The sequence below is a fragment of the Calderihabitans maritimus genome (assembly GCF_002207765.1).
In the GTDB taxonomy this organism is placed as follows: Bacteria; Bacillota; KKC1; order Calderihabitantales; family Calderihabitantaceae; genus Calderihabitans; species Calderihabitans maritimus.
Map to the genome: position 1 here is coordinate 1 of NZ_BDGJ01000084.1, position 26,470 is coordinate 26,470.

Genomic DNA, 26,470 nt, shown 5'->3' on the forward strand with positions numbered 1-26,470 from the left:
TCGATGGCACCACCTTGGAAGTCCCCCTTAACTTCGCCCATCTTCTCTTCAATCCAGCCTTCGATCTCCAGGTAAAACTCCTTCAGTCCTTCCAAAACTTCCGGATCAGCGTTCCACAGGCCGCGCTGGTGGGCTTCCAGCAACCTCCTGGCGATCTCCTCCAGCGCCCAGGGATTGTGCTCCTGGAAGAACTTCCGGTTCTCCTCATCCAGGACGAACTTTTCGGCAATACCACCGAAGACCCAGTTTTCCACCTGGCGGGTAGTGGCCTGCCAGCCGTACATGTGGTTGACCCGGCTGGAGATGTCCCCGGCCCCCTTGTAACCGTGACGCTTCTTGCCCTCGATCCAGGCTGGGTTTAAAAGCCGGGTGTGGGCAATGCGGGAAAGTTCCTCGCGCAGGGTGCGGATTACCGGGCGCTCGGGGTCGTGCGTGTCGCCGAAGTAGGTTTTTGGCTCTTGGCCGGAGACGACTTTGGCCGCCACGGTAAAACCACCATGCACCCCGTAGATGTGGCAGCAGTCCAAAAGGTCGATTTCGTCCGAGTCGAACTTTTCAAAGGTCACAGTTACCCGGCAGCAGTTGTCCACCAGTTCATCCGGCGCTTTTCGCGCGTAAACCCCCTCCCCATAGGCGTAACTCGTCCAGTGGAAGTAGACCTCGGCGAGGTCCTGCTCTTCTTTCCAGGCAGATGCCGCCACCGCCAACTCCACGCCCGTGCCGTAGGTCCCCGGGGCGGAGGAAAACACGCGCAAGGTGGCCAACCTTCGAGCTTCTTCCCTCCCGTGCTCTGCCAGGAGCTCGGCCTCCCTTTCCAGCACGTGCTTGCGCACAAAATTCTGTTCCGGCGGCTCCTCCAGCTCCGCCACCATCTTCACCGCCTGGTCAATGAGCTCGAAGGCACGCGGCATCCCATCCCGCAGAATGGAGGAGAGGTTTACCAGACAGTCGATGCGGGGACGCCCCAGTTTATTCAAAGGTATGGGCCTGAGGTTTACCACCCGTCCGGCCACCCAGACCGGCTCCACACCGAGGGTATAGAGGATCTGGGCAATGAGCTCCCCATCGGCCCGGAAGGGATCCATCGCCCGCAAGGTAAAGCCGATGGTTTCCGGGTAAGAACCGTCCTCGTTTTTCGAGCGGGCAATGAGTTCTTCCGCCAGCCGCCTACCCACCTCCCAGGCAGCAGCGGTGGGAATGCGCCAGGGGTCGATGGAATACATGTTGCGTCCCGTGGGTAGAACCTCCACCTTGCCCCGGGCCAGCGCCCCAGAGGCTCCGGGAGGGATGAACTCGCCGGCAAAACCACGCAGCAGGTTTTCCATTTCGTCACTCGTACGTCTTACCAGCGGTATAATGCGCAAGGCTTTGGCCAACACTTTGGCCAGTGAGTCTTTACCGCCATCAAGGGTAAGACCCCGGCGCCGGGCAAAGCGGGAAATGTGCTCCTGTGCCCTAGCCAGAGGCTCGCCCACCGCGTCCACCTGCAAGTCCAGGATGTCAGCAAGGATCTCCTTCCCCAGCAAATCCAGCTCCTCAAGAAGCCTACCGTTGCTCATCCCGGCCGCAGGGTGAAATGCTTGCGGTTCCTTTAACAGGGCATCATAATCAAGCTTTAAGCACTCCGCCAGAGCACGCCGCAAAGAGGGGCAATCGGGCTGATCCAGCCGCAGGATTGCGTTTAGAAGTTCCGCCAGCGCCTCGCCCTCCGGCGCCTCGCCAACTATGTGCAGGCCGTCTCGGAACTGGCTCTCCCGAAGAAGAGTAAGCTTTTCGTGTAAAACCCCAGGGTCGGGGTCTTGTTCCCCACTCCAAAGGTTGGCGGCCCGCGCTTTTTCGGCAATCTGTGCCCGAATTACCTCGGCACGCCCTTTCTCATTCAGGCTTATCGCCTTCTGGTAGTCCTCTAGAAGTTCCTCTAGCTCTGCAAGTTCCCCGCTTAACCGCATGCTGGCCAAAACCGGTGGCAAGTGATCTACAATGACCGCCGCTGAGCGCCGCTTGGCCACTACCGCCTCCATGGGGTTGACCAAGTTGTAAATGTAAAGGTGCGGTACCTTGCCTAGAGAAATGCGGGGGAAGCAGGATTCAGATAGTGCTGTAGTCTTGCCGGGCAGAAGCTCCAGCACCCCGTGGGTCCCCACGTGTACCACCACGTCGGCGCCGAACTCCTCCTCAAGCCATCTGTGCCAGGCTATCCACTGGTGCGGCGGTGGTATATCCGGATCGTGGAGGATTTTGCACACCTCTCCATCGCAGCGGGAACCGGCGCAACCCCTCTTGGGCTGAACACCAATAAAGACGTTCCCCGTGATTATCCCGGGGACAACGATTTGCCCTTCATGAAGACCTAGGGAGAGTTTCTGTACCCCTTTTAGCTCACTTACTTGACCAGGGTGACCCCATGCCGCAGCTATCTTTTCCCGAGCCTGCTCCGGAAGCTCGTTAAACCAGGAAAGGTACTTCTCTAAAGGCACAAATGCTGCAGCACCGCCCTTGGCCACTATCTCCTCTAATGTTGTCCAGCGGAAGTCGGGAAGCGCCTTGCGCCCCAAAATTGCTTCCGCCAGCTCACGGCCGTCTTGGGGCACCCACTCAAGGCGATAACCTTTCTCCCTCATCCGCTTTAAAATGCGGGCCAGGCTCTCCAGGCTGTCAAGACCAAAGGCCGTGCCAACTGTGGCTTCTACACTTTTACAAGGGGAATTTAAGAGAACAAAGGCCACTTTCTTTTCGGCGTTGGGCTTGTGCCGGAGTTCAATCCACTGCATCATCCTGTCAACCAGATAACTAACTTGTTCAGGTAGTGGTTGGGCCCGGGCGAAATCGCCCTCATCTTCTGCCGCGCTCACCAGAAGGGGCTCGATGAGCCCGTCGAACTCCGGCAAGGTAATACTGATGATCACCTGCGGTAGGTTCAAGCCCTGCGGGTTTTCCCACCACTGGGCTTCCGTCTGCCGCGCTGCATGGATCATCTTCAAAATGGGCACGTTCAACTCCTGAAGCACATCGTCCGAAGGCTCATGGTTCACCGCTACTATGTCTCGCCGTGCCTTTAAAAACCAGCCACTGTAGACCAAGAGGACTTCGATGACCGGCTTCCCCTTCTGGAAGAAGAACTGCCGGATTACATCATCGTTTTTTACCTGCCCAAACCAGCCGTCGCTGAAAACAGGAATTACCCCGGCGCCGCGCTGTTCAACTTCCTGGATGATCGCTTCGTGCCCCGCCAGGTTTTCCTCCACCCAGAAAATGCGGGGGAAAAGAAGCCCAACAAGCGGCCGCCGTTCCCCATACCAGGCCAGGTAATCATCCAGGCGGGTAAAATATCCCTTTGCCCGCGGGTGGTAAATCCCCGCCCAGGGAACCTCTTGCGGCGCGGGTGCCGTTCCGGCTGGCAACTTCCCGGCTAGCTCGCCTAGCCACAAGAGGAAGGCTTTCAGGTTCGCTTTGCCGCCGAAAAGATGGTACTGGATAGCGCGCTGGGCCGCCTCCGGGGACACGTTGCCCGTCCCCGCTACCTCGACGGTCACCGGCACCAGCGGTTTTTGCAGCTCCTCTTTTAGCCTGCCGAAAAACTCTCCTAACGCTTTAAACTCCGGCGGAAAGCTGAAGAAGACCGCGTCCGCTTCCTCACGTGCAAACTCAAGCCACTCCGGCGGCGGCAGGGGCATACCCGCTGCTGGCGGCTGGCTGTACCTGAATTCCACCGCCAATTCCCCGCTTGCAAGCTCGGCCAGAGCCTCCTGGTAAACCCGCCCCACCGTACTCGGGCCGTGAATCACGCGAAAGCCGGCAACTTTAAGCATAAAAGACACCTCCAATATCCTTCGTTCTTTTCGCTATCTTCCATCTGGATGCTGCTCTGGGTGATACACAAAAACACCATGTGTGTCGAGATCATAATCTATACGCATGAATCTCTTAAGATATTCCTGGTGAATAGCCTTTGGATCTAGGTCTTTGAATAGCTCTGGATGGAACCACTTTGCCATATATGCCGTTCCAATCACACTTCTAGGTGTAACAACTAGCTCCCCCCACGGGAGCCCCACATAAACTCTCCCTTTCTTTACTGCAGTAATTTCACTAAATCCAGGGCGATTCAAAATGGCATCTCTTATATCCTTCAGCACTTTCGGATCATCTATGTTATAGGGATAGACGCCAGCGATAGATGGAGATTTGACTATAATATCGGGATTCTGCGCCACCACCCACTCAGGACTTACTTTGACAGCTTTATCCGGGGGCTCAAGGTTGGCAGCGATATTCCTTCCACCGGCCGCCCGAATCATCATGTCTGGTCCGTAGCCTCTAGTGCATGTCATATAGTCCCAGAACATCTCAAAGTACACTTTTGGCCTCTCGTCCTCCGGAAGTCCAGTGGTCCGTTGTTTAATGGCATTCATATATCCTTCATACCAATCAATGAACTTCTTAGCTTCATCCTCCTTCTCCAGTATATACGCCAGCTTTCTCAAGTCATCTAGTATTGTTTCTGGTCTGTATAGGTCTAAACGAATAACGGTTATACCTAGTGGCTCAAGTTTTTTTTCAAGCACTCCTTCAGCAAATGTTCGGGTCCAGATGACAACGTCAGGTTTAAGCTCGATTATTTTCTCGATATTTGGATTACTCCTTTCTCCAACCGAAGGTAGCTTACTTAACTCGGGGAAGAACAGTTCCCTCTGTTTTACGCTATCCCCTACGCCGACCATCTTATCCTCTGCTCCCAGTATCTTAATGGCTTCAGCTACCTGAAGGCGCCCAACAATCCTCTGTATCGGCTTATCTATCGTCACCGTTCTGCCAGCAGAATCGACAATAGTTCTAGGATAAGCAGGCACAGCGGGTTCAGGATGCGGTGCCGCCTCCTTTTTTGGTGCACAACCAGCGATGAGAGAGGCTATTAGACAAACAAGAACTAAGCCTGTCAAGATTACCTTCTTCATCGACTTACCTCCTATCTCAATATTTTGTTTCTAACTCCCCCAAACTCTTTTTTTCGTAGAATTTGAGGATTTTGCTACTCTATGTTTTGTAATGCTTTTTGCCAACAATGGCCTGATAAAATGCCACTGCCACACTCTTATCCTTTAACCGGGCTTGATTAACAAAAAGTTATGGAGTGAGGTCTGGTCAAGGGCGGGCTCCGCCCGTTCATTTTACCCTACTTTCCCTCCTTGCTTATCTCCTCTTGACAAAATAAAAACCATGGAAGCATGCTTGCCAATTCCCAGCAAGCCCAGACCTCCATGGTCTAATTCCCACGTAATTAAACCGTCAATCCGCAACTTCATTTCATTAAAATTTCTTCCCAGGGCAGGCTCGGGTAGTTCCCCAAACCCACCCCGTCAGAGAAAGGAGGACACTGGCCCGCGGACTTGCCAATCCCGCGCCGGTTCAAGGAGGTTAAAAGCTCTGTGCCAAGATTTCAGAGCCCCAAACCGCTAAAGCAAAAAGCCACGAAAGGCTTCCTCGCTTCAGCAAGGACAAGGCCTTCGTGGCCCAATTAAAATACTTCCCCTTCTGCCCAGCATTGAAATATTAGTAAGTAATGGGACGCTTTTAATGCAAAAAAGCTATGAATGCAGACCGGTTTCCTTAACCGCTAGTCAGACCTTCATAGCCTGTTGTCATTAAATAAATATTATTTTTGATGGATGGTGCCTATTGACCTCTTTTTGAGAATTAGAACTAACGGTAACTTCAGTTACCATTACATTATATTATGCATATTCAACAGAACTAGTTTTAATTCCTTCCTAAAAGCAAAAATTTTTTGACGAACAATCTCTAACCAGCTTGGCTTATTATAATCTACACCCCTCTGGCAAATAATATTAAAAAAACTAAAGAGGAGGCAAGAAAATCATTGAGCTGCAGCAGTATGCGACACCGGTTTAAGAAAGAGAAGCAACGCGGCCTGACCTTTAAAACTGCCATGGAGATTTTTCAAAATGTAGAAGGTTCTGTAGCGGCCCATAAAAACGAACTGAAGGAGTTGAGACAGTCTAACGCAAACCCCGAGGAAATCCGCCACCTCCAGGAACATATCTCCGATGGAGAAAGGTTATTGCGGGAAATTAGTTCTATGCGGCTGCACTAATTCTGACAAAGAACCCAAACCTCGAAGCAACTACTCTATTGGTAGTTAAGCAATCTACATTATAGCAAGGGCACCCTAGGTTCCGGTAGGAAGCTGCCGGGGCAAAAGCCAGGGCAGTGGTCGATTTCCCGAATCATATCTACAGCATACCTTGTCTACCGCGATCACTATTAAATGTTCTCTGCCCTGGCTTCTCGCCCCAGTGCCTACGTCAGGAGAGTGGGCGATTTTTTTTGCCAACACCAAAATAACCTGCGGCAATGACAGCTCCCAACAGCAAAGCGCCAAGGATCGCCCAGAAAGTAACACCAGAAGAACCTGTTCCGGGAGCTTCCCCCTGTTCCGTGGAATAAATCTCATAAGCCCTTGGTCTATCCTGCATGGGCTTCTCTTTCGTCGCTTTTGCTGCTTCACCCGCCTCCTGTACTCTGCCGGAACTATTGTCCTCCCGGCGAGCAATTAAGGACGAACTGCCGGGTTTTTTCGTAGTAACAGGGTGAATCCGGGGCGACTGCGGAGTAGCTTTGGGCTCGGCAACAATTGCGCTGATTTGTTTTAAATGTAAGTCCTGGTTAGTGGCTTCCCGGAACAGCTCACCGAACCTGGCCAAATCCTGGCCCGGGAGAGTGGCAAAGCTGGCCAGCCACTCGTTGAAGACAATATTGGCGCAAGTATGGTGACAGCAAACCACCCCGTATTCCAGGACACTTTGAACATAGGTGTTGGCCAGTTGGCTTAACGTTTCCTGATCTGCCTGCCACATCTGGCGCCGGGCGGCCTCAAGGCCCCAGCCGGCGATGGCCTGTACCGCATAGGGACTTAGGCGATCCCGCACCTCTGGGTCCAGCACAATGGTTTCCATTACCTGCCGCCAGGACCAATTGTCCACCGCGTCCAGGGTGGCGTCCACCCCGAAGAGGTGGCCCACATGTTTACTGATGGTGGTTGAGCCCGAGTACCCCTCCTGTAACATCCCCTCAATCCAGATAGGGTTCAGCACCCTGGTCCGCAGCTCGGTGCCCAAAAAGCGGTTGAAAGATTGAACCTGCGGATCCCGGGCCTGCCGGGTGTTGGTAATGTAGACGTCCACCTCCCGGCCGGAAACCTGTCGGGCGGCCAGATTGAGACCTCCCAGGTACTGGTAAACGTCATCGTTATCCAGCACACCCCACAGGGAATCCCGCACCTGGGTGATCACCTCTGTATTGCTCAAAACCCGGCGGAAGGCGCTTTCCGCTTCCTGTCCGTAAACCCTTTTCCCGTAAGCATACCGCATGCGGGCGAGGTAAGTGCGGGCCAGGTCTTCCTGCTTATCCCAGAAGCTGGTGGCCTCAACCATCTCCGATACTCCTGTGCCGTAGGCCCCGGGCGGATCGCCGAAAATCCTAGCTGCCGCCAGGACTTCGGCTTCTTTTTCCGAGTAGCCTTCTTCCCGGTAAACCTGCAGGTCCTCCTGGAAGTGCTTTTTCACCATATTATCCTCCGGCTGCTCCTCCAGACGGGCCACTTGAGCCAGCGCATCGTCCAAAAGTTCCACCATATAGGCAAAGGTATCGCGGAACAGGCCGGAGATGGTCACCAGAACATCTACCCGCGGGCGGCCCAGTTGGGAGATCGGCGTGAAGTCAATGCCGGTGACCCGCCCGTTTTTGTCCCATTTAGGTTCAGCCCCTATCAGGCGTAAGATCATCGCTATCGTTTCCCCCTGGGTACGCATGGTCTCAATGGCCCACAGCACCACTCCCACCCTTTCCGGGTAGCGACCGTGCTCCGCCAGGTACTGAGCTAGCAGTTGGTCGGCTGCCTTCTTCCCAGTCTCCCAGGCGGCCTTATCAGGCACCATCCGGGGGTCAAAGGAGTAGAAGTTGACCCCGGTGGGGAGGGTATCGGGGATGCGTACCGGGTCCCGGCCCAATCCCGGGGGAATGTATTCGCCGCGCAACGCCCGCAGTAGGTTGTCCATTTCCCGGGTACTGAGGGTCAGTTTCTGCTGGTAGTTGGCCTCACTCCCGCTCCGGGTAGCCGGATCGTAAGCCACCATGGCGCTGGCCATTCTCTCCAGCAGTTCCTCCTCGGGCGGCCGCCCAAAGGTATGCAGGCCATAGGGCATCAGTTCGGCGACCATCTCCGCCAGGTAGGAGTCTACCTCTTGGACGACCCGTTCAAAGCTGTCTCGGGCCAGGTCCAGGTGAAGAACCTGGTCAAGGTTATTGGCCGTGATTTTTTCCAGAATCTCTTTTTGCATGGCGGCCAGCCGCCGCGTATTTCCTTTAGCTGCCTCCACTTCATAGTTATTCAACATCTCCTGCAGGGCCGCCAGGTCGCCGTAGAGTTCGGGTTTTACCATTGGGGGCGTAAGGTGGTCGATGATGACAGCATAGCCGCGGCGCTTGGCCTGGGTACCCTCCCCTGGATTGTTGACGATGTAAGGGTAGATATTAGGGAGATCCCCCAACACTACGTCGGGCCAGTCGTCTGCCCCCAGGCCGACGCTCCGACCCGGCAGCCACTCCAGGGTACCGTGGGTGCCCAGGTGGATGACCGCGTCGGCCTTGAAGTCATGTTGCAGCCAGAAGTAAAACGCCAGGTACTGATGGGTAGGTGGTAGGGTGGGCGAGTGAGTGATCTTCTGGGGGTCGTCCCCCCACCCCCGCATGGGCTGCGGCCCAATAAACACATTCCCCAGCATGAGCCCCGGGATGACCAGTTGCCCTTGATACACCATCACCCGGCCCGGGGCGGGACCCCACTCCCGCTCCACCGCCTCCTGCAGGCTCCGAGGCAGTTCCCGGAACCACCGCAGGTAATCTTCCACGGGTACCGTCATAGCGCCGGCCTGCACCATGGTTTCCAGTTCCCCCGGCGCCCAGCTCCCTACGTTGCGCCCATAAGTTAGCATTATCTTCAGGAGATCCTTTCCAGGAAAATTTCCTTCCACTCGGTAGCCATCTTTTTTCAGCGCTTGCAAGATGGCAGCTATGCTCTCCGGCACATTTAAGTAGGAGGCACTAATACTGTCCTTGCCCCCGCTGTAGTTATAATAGATGATGGCCACCCTTTTGTCCCCGTTTGGTTTATGGCGTAACATTGCCCAGTTCATGGCCCGCCGGGCTAGCCGCTGAACGCGATCAGGAATAGGCACCTTTTTCACGATCTCCACCCCGGTGGCGGCGTCCACCCCCACAGCTTGAGTGCCGCCCAGCATCACCGGCTCTACGCGTCCGTCCAGCTCGGGGTAGGCGATCTGCCAGTATACGTCGCCGGCCAAGCCCGCTGGGTCCTGCTTCCATTGTTCCAGGTTTCTTGCGTAAACGGGGGCCATCACCGGTACGTTCAGCTCCCGGAAAAGCTTAACGCCTTCTTCTGGCTTACCAAAAACAAAGTTAAACCCGGTAGCAGCAATCAGCAAATCAATGCGCCCCTGGCCGTCTTCCATGAAAAAATCTCGTACAGCCTCCACCCGGTCCTTGGCAAAGGAGAGGATGACATTGGCTCCCTGAGCTTCCAGTTCCCTTAACAAGGCCGTATATATATCTATATCGCCGTTTTTGTAAAAGCTGTCGTAGGTGATGATGCCAATCCAGGGGGCACGTGGTTTCAGCTTACCAGCGTCGCGGTACCAATTCAGGTAATCCTTCCGATCATTGAAGGTTTGATCTGCTTCCGGGTGGTAGATAAAGCGATCCGGGAGGGGTACCGGCAGCAATTCCTCCCCGGTGGCTAATCCGCCGTGCCGGGAAGCCAGGTAGAGGAGCAGTCGCCTCATGTTTTCCACTCCCCCCTGATCGAAGTAGGCCTTCAGGACGGCATCCTCCCCCGCGTCTATCCGGGGTAGGTCGGGAAACTCGGAACTCTTGGTGCTAAGAATTTTAACGTCAGCAGGCAGTTCCGTCAGGAACGGTCGCAATACTTTAATGGTATCCAGGCCAATCATTTCCAACAATACCACCCGGGCATCCCGCAACTCTTTTCGTAGCCGCTCCGCTTCGGTGTTATTAACCAGGCCAGCGCCGTTAAAGATTTTTAATTCTAGGGGGTACCCCTGATTAACTAGTTTCCCATAGGCTGAAACCAGGGAGGGGAAGTAGCTCTCGCTGTTAGCTATAATTACTATCTTGACCAGAATAGGCTCAGCTCCGACCGCTACCGTCATGGGCAGGAATATGCCGCTCAGCAGAGCGCAGCTCAACAAGATGCCGGTGAGCCGCCACAGCTTCCTATGCTGGCGCAAAACAAGTAAAGACACGTTAATCACTCCTTTCGGTTCTCGATCATGATTAGCTTGCCGGTCTTGGGGTCCCGGTAGACGGTCCCGAGTTCTTGGTAACCAGAGCCGGAACCGCTGCCTAATTGCGGAATCTCTTCCAGTTCTTTTCCTTGCTCCACCGTTACCATATTTTTAATGGCTTGCAGCAATTGCTGCCTTTGGACCGGGCTCAAATCCTTCAGGAATACATCCTGCAGATTCCAGGAAAGTACCAGGGCCACCAGTAGACCACAGGCAAAAACCAGCATCACGTCCACCATATTGGCCAACCCTGCTAGAGGGTTATACTCTTCTTCTTCCGCCAAAAGCCACCGCCTTTTGTTCCGCCTGAGCAACGGGCTCACCTCCCAGACAAAGTTCCAAAAGAGCCTCCAGGCCGTTCAGGTATTCTTCATACCAGCGCCGCCTCGCTTTGGAGATCAACGAGGCAATGCCCCCGGCAGCCAGGCCGACAACGGTGGTATCGAAGGCAACGATTACCGCCTGGGCCAGCGCCTGGATGTCTCCCCGCCCCAGCGCCGCCAGACCCGGGCCCAGTGGTATCAATGTGCCCATCAAGCCCAAAACAGGACCTAACCTGGCAATCATATCGGTTTTTGCCAGAACTTTGGCTGCTGCCAATTCTTCCTGGCTTAACAGCTTTTCCGCCAGTACCCGCCGCACTATTTCCCCCCGGTAAGATTCAGCCAAAAAGGCAGTCATCACCGGTTTAAAAGCCGCAGGAACCGCTCCAGTCTCTATCAATTCCTGCCAGTTGGGGTTTTGCGGCAGCGTGGCGATAAACTCAGTAATAGGTTTAATTCTTTCTCTCCTGCGCTGCTGGAATTCGGCCACCAGACCACCCAGGTGGAACAAGGCCTGGATTAATAAGATGATCAACCCTAAAATGCAGGGAAGCAATAAGCTTTGCGCAATTATATGTAGTATTTTACCCAGATATTCTGAACCGGGAAGTATCACCACTTGTCCTCACCTCTTTGATTACTTTCTTCTGGCTTAAATAGCCCCAAAAAATGATTACTGTCAAGCCGGCAGCTACCAGGGCCAGGTGAAAGGGCGATTCCACCGTAATGGGTCTAAAATCCGTTTTCATGGACTTGACTATGTTAGGAATAGTCAAAGCAAACAGCAAAGTTATTGACCCTAATAAGAACAGGATGCGGTTAAAAATGCGATGGGGGTCATAGCCGGTTAAGCGGATTATTTGTCGCACCCCCATACCGGTGGCCAACACCAGCATTCCAAATAATATAGCCGTGTTTCTTCCTAAAACAGAAACGGTGATGCCCGCCGCCGGCGCCATTATGATTATCCACAAGACCAGGGCCAGCATGCAAAAAGGGCACGGTAATAACCCAACCCCATATGTTCGCCACGAAATCGTTTTCTTCTGGTCAAAACCGGTAAAACCCGGCTGCTGTATCGACAGGTAGATAAGGATCACGGCCATGGCCAATCCCCCCAGAAATGTATATCTCTCTATCAGGTGGGCCAGTACCGGCCCGTGGTCGGTAAAAAGCGCCGTTAGGGTATAAAGCCCTATGCCCAGACCGGCTGAAAAAAGAGAAAGAAATGATGCTGGTAGCCCCGAACTGCCAAGAATCAAACCCGTTTTAAGGCCTAACAGTATTACGGCAGCCACCAGTCCTCCATAAACCAAACCCACGTAACTTCACCTCCCTGTCGGTATTCTCAAGCAACGCCAGCATTGCCGGTATGACAGGGTTCGCGGAGATAATATATATTAATCAAAAAACTCTGCCCCGATGGAGCAGAGTTTTCCTGCAAGTGTGATCTAAGGATACCACCTCCCTATCCATCGTAGGTCAACGGTGTGTCGGTACGAGCAGGTTTCCTGGCTCAAGATCATAGCTCCCTCACCCCTTCCCAGGGTGGCTTTAGACCCCAGTGGGATTACGTGAGTTCGCTCCCTTTCACAGTGGCGGGACCGCGTCAGATTCACACTGACTTCCCTTGCGTTCTACTTTTTCAAGTAGAACTACCCGTACCCGCAATATTCAGTTTTAAAGCATTATATCAAAATATTACCATTACGTCCAGGCAAAAACTTAGTTGCGAAAATTTGGTTGCAGGCCTTCTGAGTGAGTTCCTGTATACCTTTTTCAAGTTCGTAAAAGTCGTGGCATTCATTAATTAATTTGATTAGGCCAGAAACAAAAAGAAGGACTGCCCCCACTTGTGGCGAATATTTAACATGAAACCTCAACTCCTTTCGATTTGTTTTTAGGGGTTTTTTGGGGTGAGGTCTCTCTTCTTTTCTAGGGGACTATTCCCCTTCCGTTACCTACTAAAATTTTATACGGCCAAAACCTGTTCTGATATATTTATGTTGTTTCCCTAGCCGGAAGCCTTGCCCCATGCTGGGGAAAATTCATCCCAGAGCATATTTATCAATAAAATACTGCATCATTCAAGAGTGTCGAAAATCGCACCGTCCCTTACTATTACTATTTAAATTTTACGCTAACGTATTCTTCAAAGCATTCCAGGCACACTGTTTTCCCATCCTGCCTCCTTGCCCGGGGCTCCATGAAATACTCCCCGCATTTCTCACATCTAATTGAATCAAAAATACGTGCCTTCCGAAGGGTGTTTATTTTTACACTGTTAACCGTGCATATTTCTTCAACGGGCCCTTTCAATAATTGCTCAATCATCTTGTCTTGAATCCGTTTAAATTGTTGGTTTTCTTCCTCAGTGGCTGCACCTTTAAATACCTTTTCCCTGATTTTCTTGCTTTCATCATCGAACTGTAAGGGTTTAAATACTACCCTATATCCTTGACCATTACTCCTTTTGGCAAGAGTAAAGGCCTGCTTTCCATAATCCTTAAAAATGAGGTTTCCTTTGCCAAAAGTGCAGCCGGTAAGCACCTGGATTCCATCAACTCCACAGGCATCAGTCTCCACAATGGCCACAAGTTCTTCATCTTTTGCCCGGTCAACGCCTAGCCTTTCAAGAGCAATTTCACTGGCCCTTACACCCATGGCGAGCCCCGGGCAAGCATGTCCGTGAAATTTTACGGCTTCCTCCCAACAATTGTACTTTTTAGCCATTAACATCCTCCCCTAAAATTAAGATTCACGTAACTTGTTTTCAAAAGATGAAATTATCAGTAATTACGACTCTATTTACTTATTCTCTTATTCTTTTTTGCTTTTTCAAACCAGGTAATTTTAGCACCGGAAATGGCGTCTGTTTGCGAATTGTAAGGCTTGATGTCCAGTAAAGGACTATTGTCCAGAGCGTCCATTCCCCTGACAATCAGCTTGTTTCCTTGCTGTGATACCAAATCAACTATGTCAAAGGCTATCGGATTGGGTCTATTGGGAGACCGCGTTACAAACACTCCATGGGGTTCGTCATCCCAGGGCGTATTCGTAATTAGAGTTTCTCTATCCGCCTTGTCACACCAATAGAGTACTATCAAGTGCGAGGCATCTTCAATATCCTTAAGTCCTGCCGCAAATTCCGGGTAGATTTCGATTTCAAACTGATCTTCTTTTAGCCTACCCTGGGGAGGGGCGTTAGCCTTTTCCTTGTACGGGGAATGGATCACACCGATCTGTTTCAGCTGCATGAGAAAACCCCTTTCCATTTGATTTAACTTCTTAATCATCCAAATGCTTCTCGTATTGCATAATGTTCCTGGCAATACAAATGACATTTAACCATTCTCAGTCCTTGTTCGCAGGGTTCGGGTGCCTTTGAAAGACAAACCGGGTTTACATCTTTGCACCTTGAAGTGTATACACAAGCGCCCTGGCAATTATTTCGGGCAAAGTTAAAATCCCGTATTTCCATCGAAAAATCCGGAGCTGCTTGTAACAGGTCTTTTGTATAAGGGTGGCGGGGTAGGGCAAAAACCTCGCTGGTAGGCCCTGCTTCAACTATGCTCCCGGAAAGCATCACGGCAACCCTATCACTAATCTTTCGTGCCAGAGCAAGATCGTGGGTGATAAATATCATCGCAAGGCCCCTCTGCTCCTGGAGATTTAAAAGAAGTTTTATTATTTTAGCCTGTACGCTGGCATCCAGAGCCGAAGTCGGTTCGTCTGCAATCAGTAGTTTGGGATTTAATATCAAAGCCCTCGCTATGGCCACCCTTTGAAGCTCGCCCCCGCTGAGGTGGTGGGCATATTTACTTAAAAATGCATCTGTGGCAGGAAGTTCTACTTCCCTTAATGTCTTTTTAACCATGTCCACCCTTTCCTGAAGTCTGCCTATACCCTGAATATTAAGCGGTTCCATCACAGCCTCCAGTACATTGAGACGATGACTTATACATTCCTGGGGGTTTTGAAAAATCATCTGCACGCTTTGATAAAAACTTTTATCTCGCCGGAGCAACTTTGTCCCCTGAAAAAGAATTTCCCCGAAATCAGCCGCCTCAAGGCCCATGATGCACTTTGCCAGGGTTGACTTTCCAGACCCGCTTTCTCCCACCAGAGCTAAAGTTTCACCCTCATCCAAATTTAAGGTTACACCTTTCAAGGCGCTAACTGACCCGTAATTCTTCGCCAGTTTTTTTATTTGCAGCAGGGGAACTATTCCCCCCCGGTGACAGGCAATCTCCCGGTCCCCTAGATGCTCAAGTTTGGGCAATGATTTTTCACATACATCGATCTTCTGGGTACACCTGGGGCTAAATGGACACCCCTGAAGGACATCTTCCTTTGTACCTGGTATCCCCTGAAGGTCTTTAGTTGTTGACATATTGGGAAAAGAGCGCAACAGCCCCCTCGTATAAGGATGACGGGGACGTTCCAAGATCTTTTCTGCCGGCCCCAACTCCAAAAGCGTGCCAGCATACAGTACGGCTATCCTGTCGGATAACTTGGCGGCAACAGAAAAATCATGGGTGACTAAAATGACCGTCAACCCCTTAGAGATCTGGTCTAACAGTTTAAGGGTTTCGGCTTTGGTGATTGCGTCCAGAGCGGAGGTAGGCTCGTCAAGTATCAGTACCCGGGGCTGGTTGGCCAGGGCCATGGCTAACAGAACCCTTTGTTTTTCCCCGCCGCTGAGCTGATGGGGGTATGCACAGGCACTTTGTTCAGGCAAACCTACATCGGCCAATAGTTTGTAAACCCTTTTTTCCGCTTCTTCAAGCCTGTACAGCTTGTGTTCAAGCATGGGTTCCATTATCTGTTCAAATACCGTCATCACCGGGTTGAGAGCCCTTCCCGTGTCCTGGAAAACCATGGCTATTTCATTCCAACGAAGCTTTCTCCAGTTGTCTTCCGTAAAGGAAAGTAGATCCTTTCCGTGGAACAAAATCTTGCCTTCAACTTGTCCCTGGCACAACCCCATCAGGGTTAAGGCAAGGGTGGTTTTACCTGCTCCGGATTCTCCAATTATGCCCAGTATCTCTCCTGTTTCCACTTGCAGATTTATCCCTCTCAAGACGTCAACCCCACTGTACCTAACCCTTAAATTTCGTATTTCAAGCATTAGCCCTCACCCCAGCCTCGGATTCAATGCCTGCTCAAGTGCATACCCCACAAAAGCAAAGGAAATAACGGTTAGCGACAGGGCTATGCCCGGAGGGAGCAGCCAGTGCCAAACGCCCAGATATGAAAATTCAAGCGCCTTTTTCAACATTGTCCCCCAGCTAACCATGGTAGGGTCCGTAATGCCCAGGAAGGCCAACCCCGCCTCCATAAATACCGCCCGCCGGGCATGCTGTACAAAAACAGCAATCATCATGGGAACTAAATCGGGGATAATGTGTTTTGCCAGGAGATAGAACTTCCCGGCCCCGAATGTTCTTGCAGCCCAGATATGGGGCCTTTGTTTCAGGGAAAGAACCTGCGACCTGATAACCCTGGCGCTTCCCTGCCAGCTAAAGGCGGAAAGTACAATTACCAAAATTCCAATACTCGGCCTGACATAGGCAGCGATCAAAATAATGACCATGATATTCGGTAATGTCAAAAAAACATCCGCCATACGCATGATAAATCTTTCATAGGCTCCTCCGATTAATGCAGCAGTCCCTCCTAAAAAAGTGCTCAGAATAGTTGTCAACAGACCCGCCAAAAAGGCAACGGTCAATGATGTCCTCGTTCCGTATATAACTCTGCTAAGAATATCCTGGCCGATATCGTTGGTTCCCAACAAATGCTCAGGTGAAGGAGTTGCTAATGTATTAGTCGAAGGAGCTACGGGAGAATGAACAGTCAATAAAGGCGCAACTACAGCTACCATGCACATCATGCCCAACAGGCACATGCCTGCAAGCCCCATGTTGTTTTTTTTAATGCTACTGAGATAGTCAATATGCATGTTAATCCACCCTGGGGTCAAGTTTTTTGTAAACCAGGTCTACAAGGAGATTTGCACCCATTACACCAATAGTCACCAGGAAAAAAATCCCTTGCAAAACCGGGTAGTCCCTTGCCGTTAACGAATTATAAACGAGGAGTCCCATGCCGGGATACGCAAAAACTACTTCTACAAAAAGAGCACCTGTAAATACCCGCCCTAGTCTAATTCCTGTTCCTGTTATAATCGGAAGCAGGGAGTTTCTCCCCGCATGCCTGTACTTGATGCGTTTTTCTGCCAGGCCCTTTGCCCTTGCAGTGAGTATAAAGGGCTCTCCCAAAACAGAGATTACCGTTGCCCTTGTCAAAAGATAAGAAGCTGAAATCTCAACAACTGCCAGAGAAACTAACGGTAATGTCAGGTGCCACAGAATGTCTTTCAGTAGTGCAAATCCCGAAAGCCCGGCGTAGGGGGACAGTGCTCCGGATAAAGGGAACAATCCAAGCACAACACCGAAAATAACAAGAAGCAGTATCCCTATAAAAAAGTCAGGAAATCCATTTAGAAACATCATCCCTGTCAATATTGCCTTGTCCGCTGGCCGGCCGCGCTTCCAGCCCGATTCCAACCCCAGGATAAACCCCAGTAGGGTGGAAATGACCAGTGCCAGCCCGACTAAAAGGATGGTCCAGGGAAGGGTTCCCAGGATAAGACCGGCCACAGGCGTTTGATAGTAATATGAATAACCCAAGTCTCCCTTAGCCAGGGAGGTCAAGTAAATGAGAAACTGGTGGTACAGGGGCTTATCCAGGCCAAAACGTTCTATCAATTGGGATTTTAATGCTGGCGTCATTGAAATCAATGCCTCTTCGCCATAAATAGCAGTCAGAGGGTCACCGGGCAGCATACGTGGAAGAAAGAAATTCAGGCAGAGGATAATTATAAAAGCTATCAAATAATCCGTAATTCGTTTTCTGTCCATAAGGAATTCTACCAGTTTCCAAATTTATTTAACGAAGGATAACTTGTTAAGCGGTATAGGAATCCCACTGGCTACCCCCTGCGGCGTGTAATACAGGTCCAACTTTCCATCGTGAGCCCAGTACCAGTTAGGATAATACAGTGTCAGGGTTGGAAGTTCTTCCGCATAAATCCTTTGTATCTCCGCTAACATTTCTTTGCGTTCCTCGTTGTTCATCGCCGCTATTTGTTTCAACAGCAGCGCGGTCAATCTTTCGTTTTCTTGGTACCTGGCGCTGTTAAAACTGTTATCTAATACCATCTTCTTGAAGATTTCCGGGTCGCCTCCCAGCCCCCCGTGCCCGCTGATGGCCATTTGGAAATCCCAGTCCTTAATTTTTGAGTCAACCGTTTTGGCTTCCAGACTTCTCACAACTACTTTTATACCCACTTTTTCCAGGTCCAGTTTGATCAGTTCGGCATCTCTGCTAAACCTTGACGTTATTAGTAATTCGAGGGTTAAGGGCTTTCCATCTTTTTGCAAGAGGCCGTCCTTAAAATGATATCCAAGTTCTTCAAAAAGTTCCCTGCTTCTTTCCGGGTTATAATCATAGTTTTCAATGTCTGGTGAATACCAGGGATTATCAGGGGGAAGTAACCCAGGACTTCCTGCTAAAGCATGGCCCCTCTGGGATATTTCCACCAGTTTCCCCCTGTTAATTGCGTATGCTATGGCCTGTCTAAACTTTTTAGTGGCAAACGGCTCCTGGGTATGATTAAACATTAGTTTGGCATTCCAGTCATGGCCTGAGGGAAGCACGGTGAAACCCTGGTCTTTGAATCTATCCACCATCTCGGGAGGAACTGTACCTGCATTGGCGGTGCCATCCAGCAATGCAGCTGGCGTCATTTGTTCGCTTACTTTTATAAAGCGAATTTTGTCCACTTTGGGCTTGCCCAAATAGTAATCTTCATAGGCCTCATAAAGGTAGGTCCCATGTTCTTGGTTATAGTCAACCAATTTATACGGTCCGGTACCGGTTGCCGCTTTAATATCTTTCCAGCTCCCGGGATTGTCAACATCTTTATAAATATGTTCGGGAAGAATCGGTAAGGTACCGGCAACATTGGCCAAAAATGGAGCATACGGTTTTCCCAAATAAACCTTTACAGAGTAATCATCAGGTGCTGTCACGTCTTTGACTATACTGGTATCAACCCAGGCATAGGGGTGTTTTTTTACATACTGAAAGGTAAACAAAACGTCTTGGGCTGTAAACTTTTTGCCGTCGTGCCACTTAACATCTTTTCGCAGGTTAAATAGATAAGCATTCTCTTCTTTCAGGTACTGCCATTTTTCGGCCAATGCCCCTGTAAACCCGTTTTTGTCTTTCCATACCAGGGTGTCAAAAATAAAACTCATCCGGATATAACCCGGTCCCCTCTGGTAGTGGGTATAGGGAGCAGGAAAACCCCAGTCGCCGGTAGCATCGGCAATGGTATAGGTGGCAGGTTCCTTACCCGCTGCATCCTTAACGCTGCTTCCCGTTTCTCCCTTTGGACCCGAGCAGCCGGCAATCCAAAATACTACGAGGAAACTAAGCATCGAAATAACGAGCAATTTTTTCCCAACAAACATAAAGATTCGCCTCCATAATTTTGAATTTTTAACAATAACCTGCAAAATTTTTTCATAACTTTCCCCTCATCACCTCTGTCGCAAAAGAAATAACCATGGAAACTCGCTTGCCAATTCCCAGCAAGCCCAAACCTCCATGACTAATTCCCACGTAATTAAACCGTCAATCCGCAACTTCATTTCATTAAAATTTCCTCCCGGGGCAGGCTCGGGTAGTTCTCCAAACCCACCCCGTCAGAGAAAGGAGGACACTGGCCCGCGGGCTTGCCAATCCCGCGCCGGTTCAAGGAGGTTAAAAGCTCTGTGCCAAGATTTCAGAGCCCCAAACCGCTAAAGCAAAAAGCCACGAAAGGCTTCCTCGCTTCAGCAAGGACAAGGCCTTCGTGGCCCAATTAAAATACTTCCCCTTCTGCCCAGCATTGAAATATTAGTAAGTAATGGGACGCTTTTAATGCAAAAAAGCTATGAATGCAGACCGGTTTCCTTAACCGCTAGTCAGACCTTCATAGCCTGTTGTCATTAAATAATATTATTTTTGATGGATGGTGCCTATTGACCTCTTTTTGAGAATTAGTACTAACGGTAACTTCAGTTACCATTACATTATATTATGCGTATTCAACAGAACTAGTTTTAATTCCTTCCTAAAAGCAAAAATTTTTTGACGAACAATTTAAAAAAAAATTAGCTTTATGGCGGCCTTGACAGAGCCACCCTGCACGTGGTTAAGTTCAGCTAACGACGGGACGGCTCCGGCGAACATGACTGTTTAAGACTCGCCCTGCCGGCAGCTCATTAAGAAAACTAAAACCTCTTGACATTAACTATAAATTAACGATAATACATTTAAGTAAGTATGAAAGCATTAAGTTCACAGGGAGTTTTCGCAAATGTCAATGCTATTTCAGGTTGTAATGCCTGTTTTTTTAATTTTCCTTGTAGGCTATATAGGCCAGAAAGCCTTGCGGTTGCATATAAAATCTGTTTCCACCACTGCCCTCTACCTGATGACACCGGCACTTATCTTTCGTACGTTTTATAAAAATCGGTTGGACAGCACTTATTTGTACATTGTAATTTACGGAATACTCCTGTCCGTTATCCTGATTCTCTTGGTCAAAGGGCTGTCCCGTATTAGAAAATATAACGCTTCTATTACCAACGGGTTGATTCTGGCCACGGCTTTTATGAATAACGGTAATTTGGGGGCCCCGATAATTCTTTTTGCTTTCGGGGACAACGGTTTTCAATATGCCGTGGCGATTATGATTTTCCATACCATCGTCATGAGCACCCTTGGATTGTATTTCGCGGCCAAAGGCAAACTGGAGGTACGAGAAGCTTTGCTCTCAGTTGTTAAAATGCCCATTGTCCATGCCGGTATTGCTGCTCTGGTATGGCAATATCTCAATCTTCCCATGCCGGAGAATATTTTGGCGGCCATAAATATTGTAGCTGAGGCTGCCATCCCCTCCATTATGTTGGTCTTAGGAATGCAATTGGCAGAAATCAAAATTGTCAATTTTGATTGGGGAAAAATCTCTTTAGCTCTGGTATTCCGGCTTCTTCTGTCCCCGCTTATCGCCTGGGGTATTACCTTATTGCTTCCGGTAGAACCACTCTTAGGAAAGGTGATGATAGTTGAAGCAGCCATGCCCACAGCGGCAATTACCACATTATATGCCTTGCAATATGACACTGAGCCGAATCTGGTTTCATCTATTACTTTTATAAGTACTTTATTGAGTATTATTACTTTGAGCATGTTGCTTAACGTCATCATTTAGCAAATAATCTAATCTTAAAAAAAATATTGACCCACACACCATTCACTTGCTTTATCAATTGCCACCTTTCGTTACCGGCAGTTTTATCGTAACCGTAGTACCTTTTCCCGGGCTACTTTCCACCTGGATAGTTCCCCCGTGGTTTTTCACGATACGATGAGAAATGGTCAGCCCCAGACCCGAGCCTCCTTCCTTAGTAGTAAAAAACGGGCTAAAAAGCTTGTTCAGGTGCTCCGGGGGCATACCAACGCCGGTATCCCTTAGTTTAATCCAAACCCAGTCGTCCTGGCTGTAGGTAATTATACTTAACGTTCCCCCATCGGGCATGGCCTGCAAGGCATTTCTAGTCAGATTTAACAATACCTGTTTTATTTGAGTTTCAACCAGTTCGAGCAACGGGAGTTCATCACTCAGCTCTTTGGTAACCTCCACGTCCTGCAGAATGGCCTGGCTTTCAACTAGCAACAAGGTTTCCGTCACAATCTTGTTAAGATCGACCAGTTGTTTTTTGGCCTCTTTAGGTCTGGCTGCCACCAGAAATTCGCTGATAATTTTATTGGCCCGGTCTATTTCAGCTAAAATGAGCTGCAGGTATTTACTGTATTCATTTTCCTCTCCCAATTTCACTTGGAGCAGTTGAACAAATCCGCGTATCGTTGTCAACGGGTTGCGAACTTCGTGGGCAACTCCCGCGGCAACCTCGCTTAAGACCATTAAAGTCTCTGCCCGGGCCGCTTCATATTCCAACCGGCGCTTTTCCGTGGTTTCCTCTATCAACATTACGGCTCCTATAATCTGACCGTCACCATCCCTTAGCTGGCAGGCATTGAAAACAAAGCTACCCGGCCGTCCCGCATACCAGCAGTAGTCCATTTCTTGATTATAGACCTCTTTCCCCTCTACAAGGGCCTTTCGCAAAAATTGCTGTTTTTCCGGGATCTTGAAAACTTCATCATGATCCTTCCCGAAAACTTCCTCATAACTTCGATTGGTCAGTCGCTCCGCCGAGCGGTTGAACAGAAAAATTTTGCCTTGAGCGTCGACTCCTATGACGGCAACCTCTAATGCATTCATCATCGCGTAACAAACAACCTGCCACTGGTCGGAAGCCTTTTCCACAGCAACCGGTATGGCCAACAAAACATTCCCCAGTGACTCCCCAAGCATGTTCGGCCAATTGAGTATGGTTGTTTTAACCGGTAACCAGCGGTTTCTTTTGGTCCTCAATTTTCCTTTGACCCAGCATGTGGTCTCTGTAGGCCATTTTTCCTGAAGACTTTTATTAGTCTCACTATCAAAAAGTTTAAGACAGAAGTCATTAAAAGAAATCTTCTTTAATTCTTGAGCATCATATTCAGTCATCTTTAAAAAAGCCTGGTTGGCAAACAGTAACTTTCCCCACTCATCAAATAAAACCAACCCGTCAAACATCCAGTTCAATATATTACGATTAAGATAAATACCATTAATGAACTCTTTACTCATTTATGTCACCTGTCTTTACCGTCTCTGTTGGCATGTAATCTTCGACGTCTCCTGCTTAATTCCCTGCATAATTTTACCATCTGCTAGTAAATAATTTTTTATAACGAGCCAAACTAAAAACATAAACAAATTAACGCAGGTTTTTAGTCATAATTATCGCATCTTCCTGATTGTCAGTGTAGTACCCCTTGCGGATACCCGTCGCTTCAAAGCCCATACTGCCGTACAACTTTCGAGCCGGGTAATTGCTGGGACGAACTTCCAGCGTAATGTAATTGGCACCCAGACAGGTTGCCTGGCGTACAAGCTCCGCAAGAAGCGCACGGCTCAATTTCCTGCCCCGAAATTCGGGAGCCACCGCCAGGGTCGTGACATGCGCTTCATCAAGAATGACCCACATGCCAGCATAGCCTGCCACTTTTCCTTCTACGGTACAGACGAAGTAGTGGGCAAATTCATTTTGGCAAAGTTCGCTCCAGAAAGCATGTCGGGACCAGGGAGTAGGAAAAGAAACTTTTTCAATGGCCAGGACTTCCTCTAGGTGCTTCACCTGCATAGGTTCTATGGAATACTTTATTCCCTTCACTTTTCAACTCCCCGTTCTTTGGCCATGAGTCGGGCCTCCGCTTCAGAAGGCCGAATGTAAAAAGGTACCAGTTCTTTTATATCCTCCGCCGACTTCTGTTGAAGCCGCACCAATCCCAGGTAAGCTATCTGCGAGGCCCGGGGCAGGCTAAGGGTATTCACCATCCAGCGGGCTCTGTTGCCCAACTTCTCTCTCAATTCTGTACCCAAAACAGCCACCCCGTCTCCCAAAAGAGTCACAGGTTCCTCATACTGCTCCAGGAGATCAACCAGCTCGGCAGGAGAAACAGCCATATATTGACTTAGGCGGTTCAATTCCTGACCGTTGTGGGAGACATAAAGGGCCGCATAAACCTCGTTCTTACGGGCATTTAAAATAGGACAGATTATCCCTCCTGCTCCCGCAGCGTTCAGGGCCAGTGCATCCAGAGTAGGTACCCCCACCAGAGGTTTCCCCAGACTATGAGCAAAACCTTTAGCCGTAGCCAACCCTATACGCAGGCCGGTAAAGGAACCAGGGCCGATGGCTACGGCAAAACCATCTATATCTCTCAGCTTTAATTCGCAGTAATCCAACAGTTGATGAAGGGCGGGTAACAATTTTTCCGAATGAGTTCTACCGGTGTTTAGAAAGAGCTCCCCCAGCAGGCGTCCATCTTCCAGAACTGCCAAACCCGCTACCGGCGTAGCCGTATCTAGGCCTAGTACTCGCATTGCTTCTCCCACTCCTCCAAAAGCTGGTAAAACCTGCTACCCCGCGGTTGAAAAACCAGAAGACGTTTGTCTTCCTCATTAGAATCGGCCCTGCGGATTTCTACCAGCAGGTACTCTCCTGTAAGTAGATCTAATATTTTTTCCGCCCACTCAATAATGATTACCTTCTCCGTCTGAAAACAATCCTCCAATCCCAGTTCAAAAATTTCCTCTGGGTCTTCCAAACGGTATACATCGAGGTGACAAACCGCAAATTTCCCCTGGTATTGATTTATCAAAGTGAAAGTGGGGCTGGTAACAGGTTCTTCTACACCTAATCCCCGGGCCAATCCTTTAACAAAGGTAGTCTTACCGGTACCCAGGTCCCCAATAAGGCAAATGACCGCTCCCTTCCAAAGACATTTGCCTAGTTTTTCCCCTAATTTTACCGTGGCTTCAGTACTGTCGGTTACAATCTGCAGCATAACCCACCTCATGCCGACTTGTTTTTTCCTAGTATGCCCAAACCATGACCGGAGAAAAACGCACGCTGCTCAAGCATACCTTGCTCTGGAAATCTTCCCATACGGGGCGCTTCTTACTCTAGCACTTTTCTACCGGCTTGCCCAAAAATTCACCAACTATTTTCATGGCACAAAAATCACCGCACATTGAACAGGCTTCAGCGTTTCCGATGTTCCTTTGTTCCCGATAACGCCGAGCTTTTTCCGGATCTATAGCTAAGCGAATTTGTTCTTCCCAATTTAATTCTTTTCTCGCTCTGGCCATTTTCTCATCCCATTCCCGAGCACCGGGAATACCTTTGACCACATCGGCGGCATGGGCTGCAATTCGGGCAGCGATTACCCCTTCCCTTACATCATCAATGGAGGGTAAACCCAGGTGTTCTGCCGGCGTCACATAGCATAAGAAATCTGCCCCCGCTGCCGCCCCTATCGCTCCCCCAATGGCAGCAGTGATGTGATCGTAACCCGGTGCAACATCAGTAACCACCGGCCCCAGGACGTAAAAAGGTGCCCCCTGACAAATCCGTTTAGCCAAAGTTATATTAGCTTCTATCTGATTCAAGGGTACATGTCCGGGACCTTCCACCATAACCTGCACTCCTGCCTTCCTTGCCCTGTCCACCAGTTCTCCTAAAATCAAAAGCTCTTGTACTTGGGCCCGGTCGGTGGCATCGGCCAAACAGCCAGGCCGGAGACCATCACCTAAACTCAGAGTAACATCATAACGCAGGGCTATGTCCAGGAGCCGGTCAAAATTTTCATAAAGAGGATTTTCTCTTTCATGGTGCAACATCCAGCCGGTTATAAAGGACCCGCCACGACTGACAATGTCAGCTATTCTACCCTGTTCTTTCAAACGGCTGATAACTTCCAGGGTAACCCCGCAATGTACAGTCATAAAATCTACACCATCTTGAGCCTGCTTTTCTATTACCCGGAAAAGATCATCGGCAGTCATCTGGACAATGGATCCGTACCTGTCCATGGCCTCTACCGCAGCCTGATAAATAGGAACGGTCCCCACGGGGACAGGAGATTCCACCAGGATCTTACGCCGAGAGCTGTCCATATCCGGCCCGGTACTCAAATCCATGATTGCATCGGCCCCTGCCTGTAAAGCAGCCCTCAGTTTTTCAATTTCTCGGTCAATATCAGGGTACGCTGTGGAGGTGCCTATATTCGCGTTGACTTTGGTACGCAAACCCAAACCAAAACCTCCAGGGACCAGGTTTTGGTGATTAATATTGGCCGGAATAACTACCGTACCGTCAGCTACTCTTTGGGCTACAACCTCCGGACTCAAATTTTCTTTTTCCGCAACCTTTTTGATCTCAAGAGTAATCTCTCCTCGCCGCGCCTTTAACATTTGGGTTGACACGACAATCACCTCACTTTACAACATTGAATTTTAAAGCAAGTAAGTAAATTAAAAGAAAAACCCACTGGGTAGTGGGTTTTCCTCTGAACCAAAAATCCACTTCCCTCCGCTGGTATTACCCAGATTCAGGTTCTAAGGGTTGGAACTTTCGAGTTCCTCTCAGCTCAAAAGAGCACCCCTAGTGGATTTGATAATACAATTTTCCCGTTATTATTCTAATTCTGTCTAAGTTCATTGATTCCTGCCGCCTTCAGGCCAAATTACCTACTTCTTCGGAATTATGGTCCATAATCTCCAACACTCTCTTTCTAATGTTATCTACATCGAAAGGTTTGTAAATACATCCTTCAGCACCTAATTCTTTAGCCTTTCCCAGCTGGATGGCATCAGCATAAGCCGTCATCAGAATAACCGGTATCCGGGGATAAAGCGTTTTGATGTTCTTTAAAGCAGTTACCCCATCCATGACCGGCATCCTAATGTCCATAATTATCAATCTGGGCAAGAGCTTACTGGTCTTTTCTACTGCTTCCAGTCCGTTGGTGGCCGTGGCCACCCGGTATCCCTCCTCGACGAAAACCATTTTCAGCAAGGAACGAATACCCGGCTGGTCATCTACAATAAGAATATCACAGGAAACCATGTTACTATCCTCCCTGCCCGTGTACCTTTCTTAACTACAATATTCGCCATAAACTATCCAATACCTGCAAAATTATACATTTTTTTATAAACTTTACCCAATTTTA

21 protein-coding genes and 2 riboswitches are annotated in these 26,470 nt (G+C 49.6%); of the genes, 2 read left to right on the forward strand and 19 right to left on the reverse strand.

All coding sequences use genetic code 11. From position 1 onward, the window contains the following. The 3 genes from cobN to KKC1_RS17045 form a co-directional block, all read right to left on the reverse strand. Positions 1-3,809 (reverse strand): cobaltochelatase subunit CobN (cobN, locus tag KKC1_RS07355; RefSeq protein WP_088553826.1); only part of this gene is annotated, 3,809 nt, incomplete at its 3' end. Between the two features lie 33 nt (positions 3,810-3,842). Then, complete coding sequence (locus KKC1_RS07360; RefSeq protein ID WP_088553827.1) at positions 3,843-4,955, reverse strand: ABC transporter substrate-binding protein; 1,113 nt, start codon at positions 4,953-4,955, stop codon at positions 3,843-3,845. A 213-nt stretch (positions 4,956-5,168) separates the two neighbouring features. Continuing rightward, positions 5,169-5,303: a hypothetical protein gene (locus KKC1_RS17045; RefSeq protein ID WP_272946663.1), complete on the reverse strand. Its 135-nt coding sequence runs from the start codon at positions 5,301-5,303 to the stop codon at positions 5,169-5,171. 575 nt (positions 5,304-5,878) lie between these two features. On the opposite strand from KKC1_RS17045, the gene KKC1_RS07365 reads away from it, so the two are divergent. Further along, entirely contained in the window at positions 5,879-6,112 is a 234-nt protein-coding gene (locus tag KKC1_RS07365; protein WP_088553828.1) for a hypothetical protein, read from the forward strand. 211 nt (positions 6,113-6,323) lie between these two features. On the opposite strand, the gene KKC1_RS07370 is transcribed toward KKC1_RS07365, so the two are convergent. The 10 genes from KKC1_RS07370 to KKC1_RS07415 all read right to left on the reverse strand — a co-directional run bounded on the left by KKC1_RS07370 (position 6,324) and on the right by KKC1_RS07415 (position 19,266). Further along, positions 6,324-10,358, reverse strand: a complete 4,035-nt coding sequence (locus tag KKC1_RS07370) for a cobaltochelatase subunit CobN (RefSeq protein WP_088553829.1) — start codon at positions 10,356-10,358, stop codon at positions 6,324-6,326. Positions 10,359-10,363: 5 nt separating this feature from the next. Beyond that, positions 10,364-10,714, reverse strand: a complete 351-nt coding sequence (locus KKC1_RS07375) for a DUF2149 domain-containing protein (RefSeq protein ID WP_088553830.1) — start codon at positions 10,712-10,714, stop codon at positions 10,364-10,366. Further along, positions 10,662-11,342 (reverse strand): MotA/TolQ/ExbB proton channel family protein, encoded by a 681-nt coding sequence (locus tag KKC1_RS07380; RefSeq protein WP_202819992.1) that lies wholly within the window; start codon positions 11,340-11,342, stop codon positions 10,662-10,664. The genes KKC1_RS07375 and KKC1_RS07380 overlap by 53 nt, the downstream gene beginning before the upstream one ends. Then, positions 11,308-12,045: a DUF2162 domain-containing protein gene (locus KKC1_RS07385; RefSeq protein ID WP_088553832.1), complete on the reverse strand. Its 738-nt coding sequence runs from the start codon at positions 12,043-12,045 to the stop codon at positions 11,308-11,310. The genes KKC1_RS07380 and KKC1_RS07385 overlap by 35 nt, the downstream gene beginning before the upstream one ends. A 162-nt stretch (positions 12,046-12,207) precedes the next feature. After that, positions 12,208-12,401: riboswitch (cobalamin riboswitch) on the reverse strand. A gap of 446 nt (positions 12,402-12,847) precedes the next feature. Further along, positions 12,848-13,456 (reverse strand): FmdE family protein, encoded by a 609-nt coding sequence (locus KKC1_RS07390; protein WP_088553833.1) that lies wholly within the window; start codon positions 13,454-13,456, stop codon positions 12,848-12,850. 71 nt (positions 13,457-13,527) lie between these two features. Then, the gene (tsaA, locus tag KKC1_RS07395) at positions 13,528-13,980 is read right to left on the reverse strand and encodes a tRNA (N6-threonylcarbamoyladenosine(37)-N6)-methyltransferase TrmO (RefSeq protein ID WP_088553879.1); all 453 of its coding nucleotides are present in this window, start codon (positions 13,978-13,980) and stop codon (positions 13,528-13,530) included. 35 nt (positions 13,981-14,015) lie between these two features. Beyond that, complete coding sequence (locus KKC1_RS07400) at positions 14,016-15,854, reverse strand: ABC transporter ATP-binding protein (protein WP_088553834.1); 1,839 nt, start codon at positions 15,852-15,854, stop codon at positions 14,016-14,018. Between the two features lie 6 nt (positions 15,855-15,860). Next, a complete protein-coding gene (locus KKC1_RS07405; protein WP_088553835.1) occupies positions 15,861-16,688 on the reverse strand; it encodes an ABC transporter permease in 828 nt (275 codons plus the stop codon). Between the two features lies 1 nt (position 16,689). Beyond that, the gene (locus KKC1_RS07410; RefSeq protein WP_088553836.1) at positions 16,690-17,649 is read right to left on the reverse strand and encodes an ABC transporter permease; all 960 of its coding nucleotides are present in this window, start codon (positions 17,647-17,649) and stop codon (positions 16,690-16,692) included. 24 nt (positions 17,650-17,673) lie between these two features. Continuing rightward, a complete protein-coding gene (locus KKC1_RS07415; RefSeq protein ID WP_088553837.1) occupies positions 17,674-19,266 on the reverse strand; it encodes an ABC transporter substrate-binding protein in 1,593 nt (530 codons plus the stop codon). Positions 19,267-20,156: 890 nt separating this feature from the next. Between KKC1_RS07415 and KKC1_RS07420 the strand changes: the two genes are divergently transcribed. Further along, a complete protein-coding gene (locus tag KKC1_RS07420; RefSeq protein ID WP_088553838.1) occupies positions 20,157-21,053 on the forward strand; it encodes an AEC family transporter in 897 nt (298 codons plus the stop codon). Between the two features lie 54 nt (positions 21,054-21,107). Here the strand turns inward: KKC1_RS07420 and KKC1_RS07425 are convergent, their stop codons facing one another. The 6 genes from KKC1_RS07425 to KKC1_RS07450 form a co-directional block, all read right to left on the reverse strand. After that, positions 21,108-22,538: a PAS domain-containing sensor histidine kinase gene (locus KKC1_RS07425; protein WP_088553839.1), complete on the reverse strand. Its 1,431-nt coding sequence runs from the start codon at positions 22,536-22,538 to the stop codon at positions 21,108-21,110. Between the two features lie 130 nt (positions 22,539-22,668). Continuing rightward, positions 22,669-23,124: a ribosomal protein S18-alanine N-acetyltransferase gene (gene rimI / locus KKC1_RS07430; protein WP_238134231.1), complete on the reverse strand. Its 456-nt coding sequence runs from the start codon at positions 23,122-23,124 to the stop codon at positions 22,669-22,671. Further along, positions 23,121-23,837, reverse strand: a complete 717-nt coding sequence (tsaB, locus tag KKC1_RS07435) for a tRNA (adenosine(37)-N6)-threonylcarbamoyltransferase complex dimerization subunit type 1 TsaB (RefSeq protein WP_088553840.1) — start codon at positions 23,835-23,837, stop codon at positions 23,121-23,123. The genes rimI and tsaB overlap by 4 nt, the downstream gene beginning before the upstream one ends. Further along, positions 23,825-24,301 (reverse strand): tRNA (adenosine(37)-N6)-threonylcarbamoyltransferase complex ATPase subunit type 1 TsaE, encoded by a 477-nt coding sequence (tsaE, locus tag KKC1_RS07440; protein ID WP_088553841.1) that lies wholly within the window; start codon positions 24,299-24,301, stop codon positions 23,825-23,827. Before tsaE ends, tsaB begins: the two co-directional genes overlap by 13 nt. 118 nt (positions 24,302-24,419) lie before the next feature. Then, the gene (thiC, locus tag KKC1_RS07445; protein WP_088553881.1) at positions 24,420-25,709 is read right to left on the reverse strand and encodes a phosphomethylpyrimidine synthase ThiC; all 1,290 of its coding nucleotides are present in this window, start codon (positions 25,707-25,709) and stop codon (positions 24,420-24,422) included. A 96-nt stretch (positions 25,710-25,805) separates the two neighbouring features. After that, positions 25,806-25,911: riboswitch (TPP riboswitch) on the reverse strand. A 60-nt stretch (positions 25,912-25,971) separates the two neighbouring features. Beyond that, a complete protein-coding gene (locus KKC1_RS07450) occupies positions 25,972-26,364 on the reverse strand; it encodes a response regulator (RefSeq protein ID WP_088553842.1) in 393 nt (130 codons plus the stop codon). Positions 26,365-26,470: the final 106 nt, after the last annotated feature.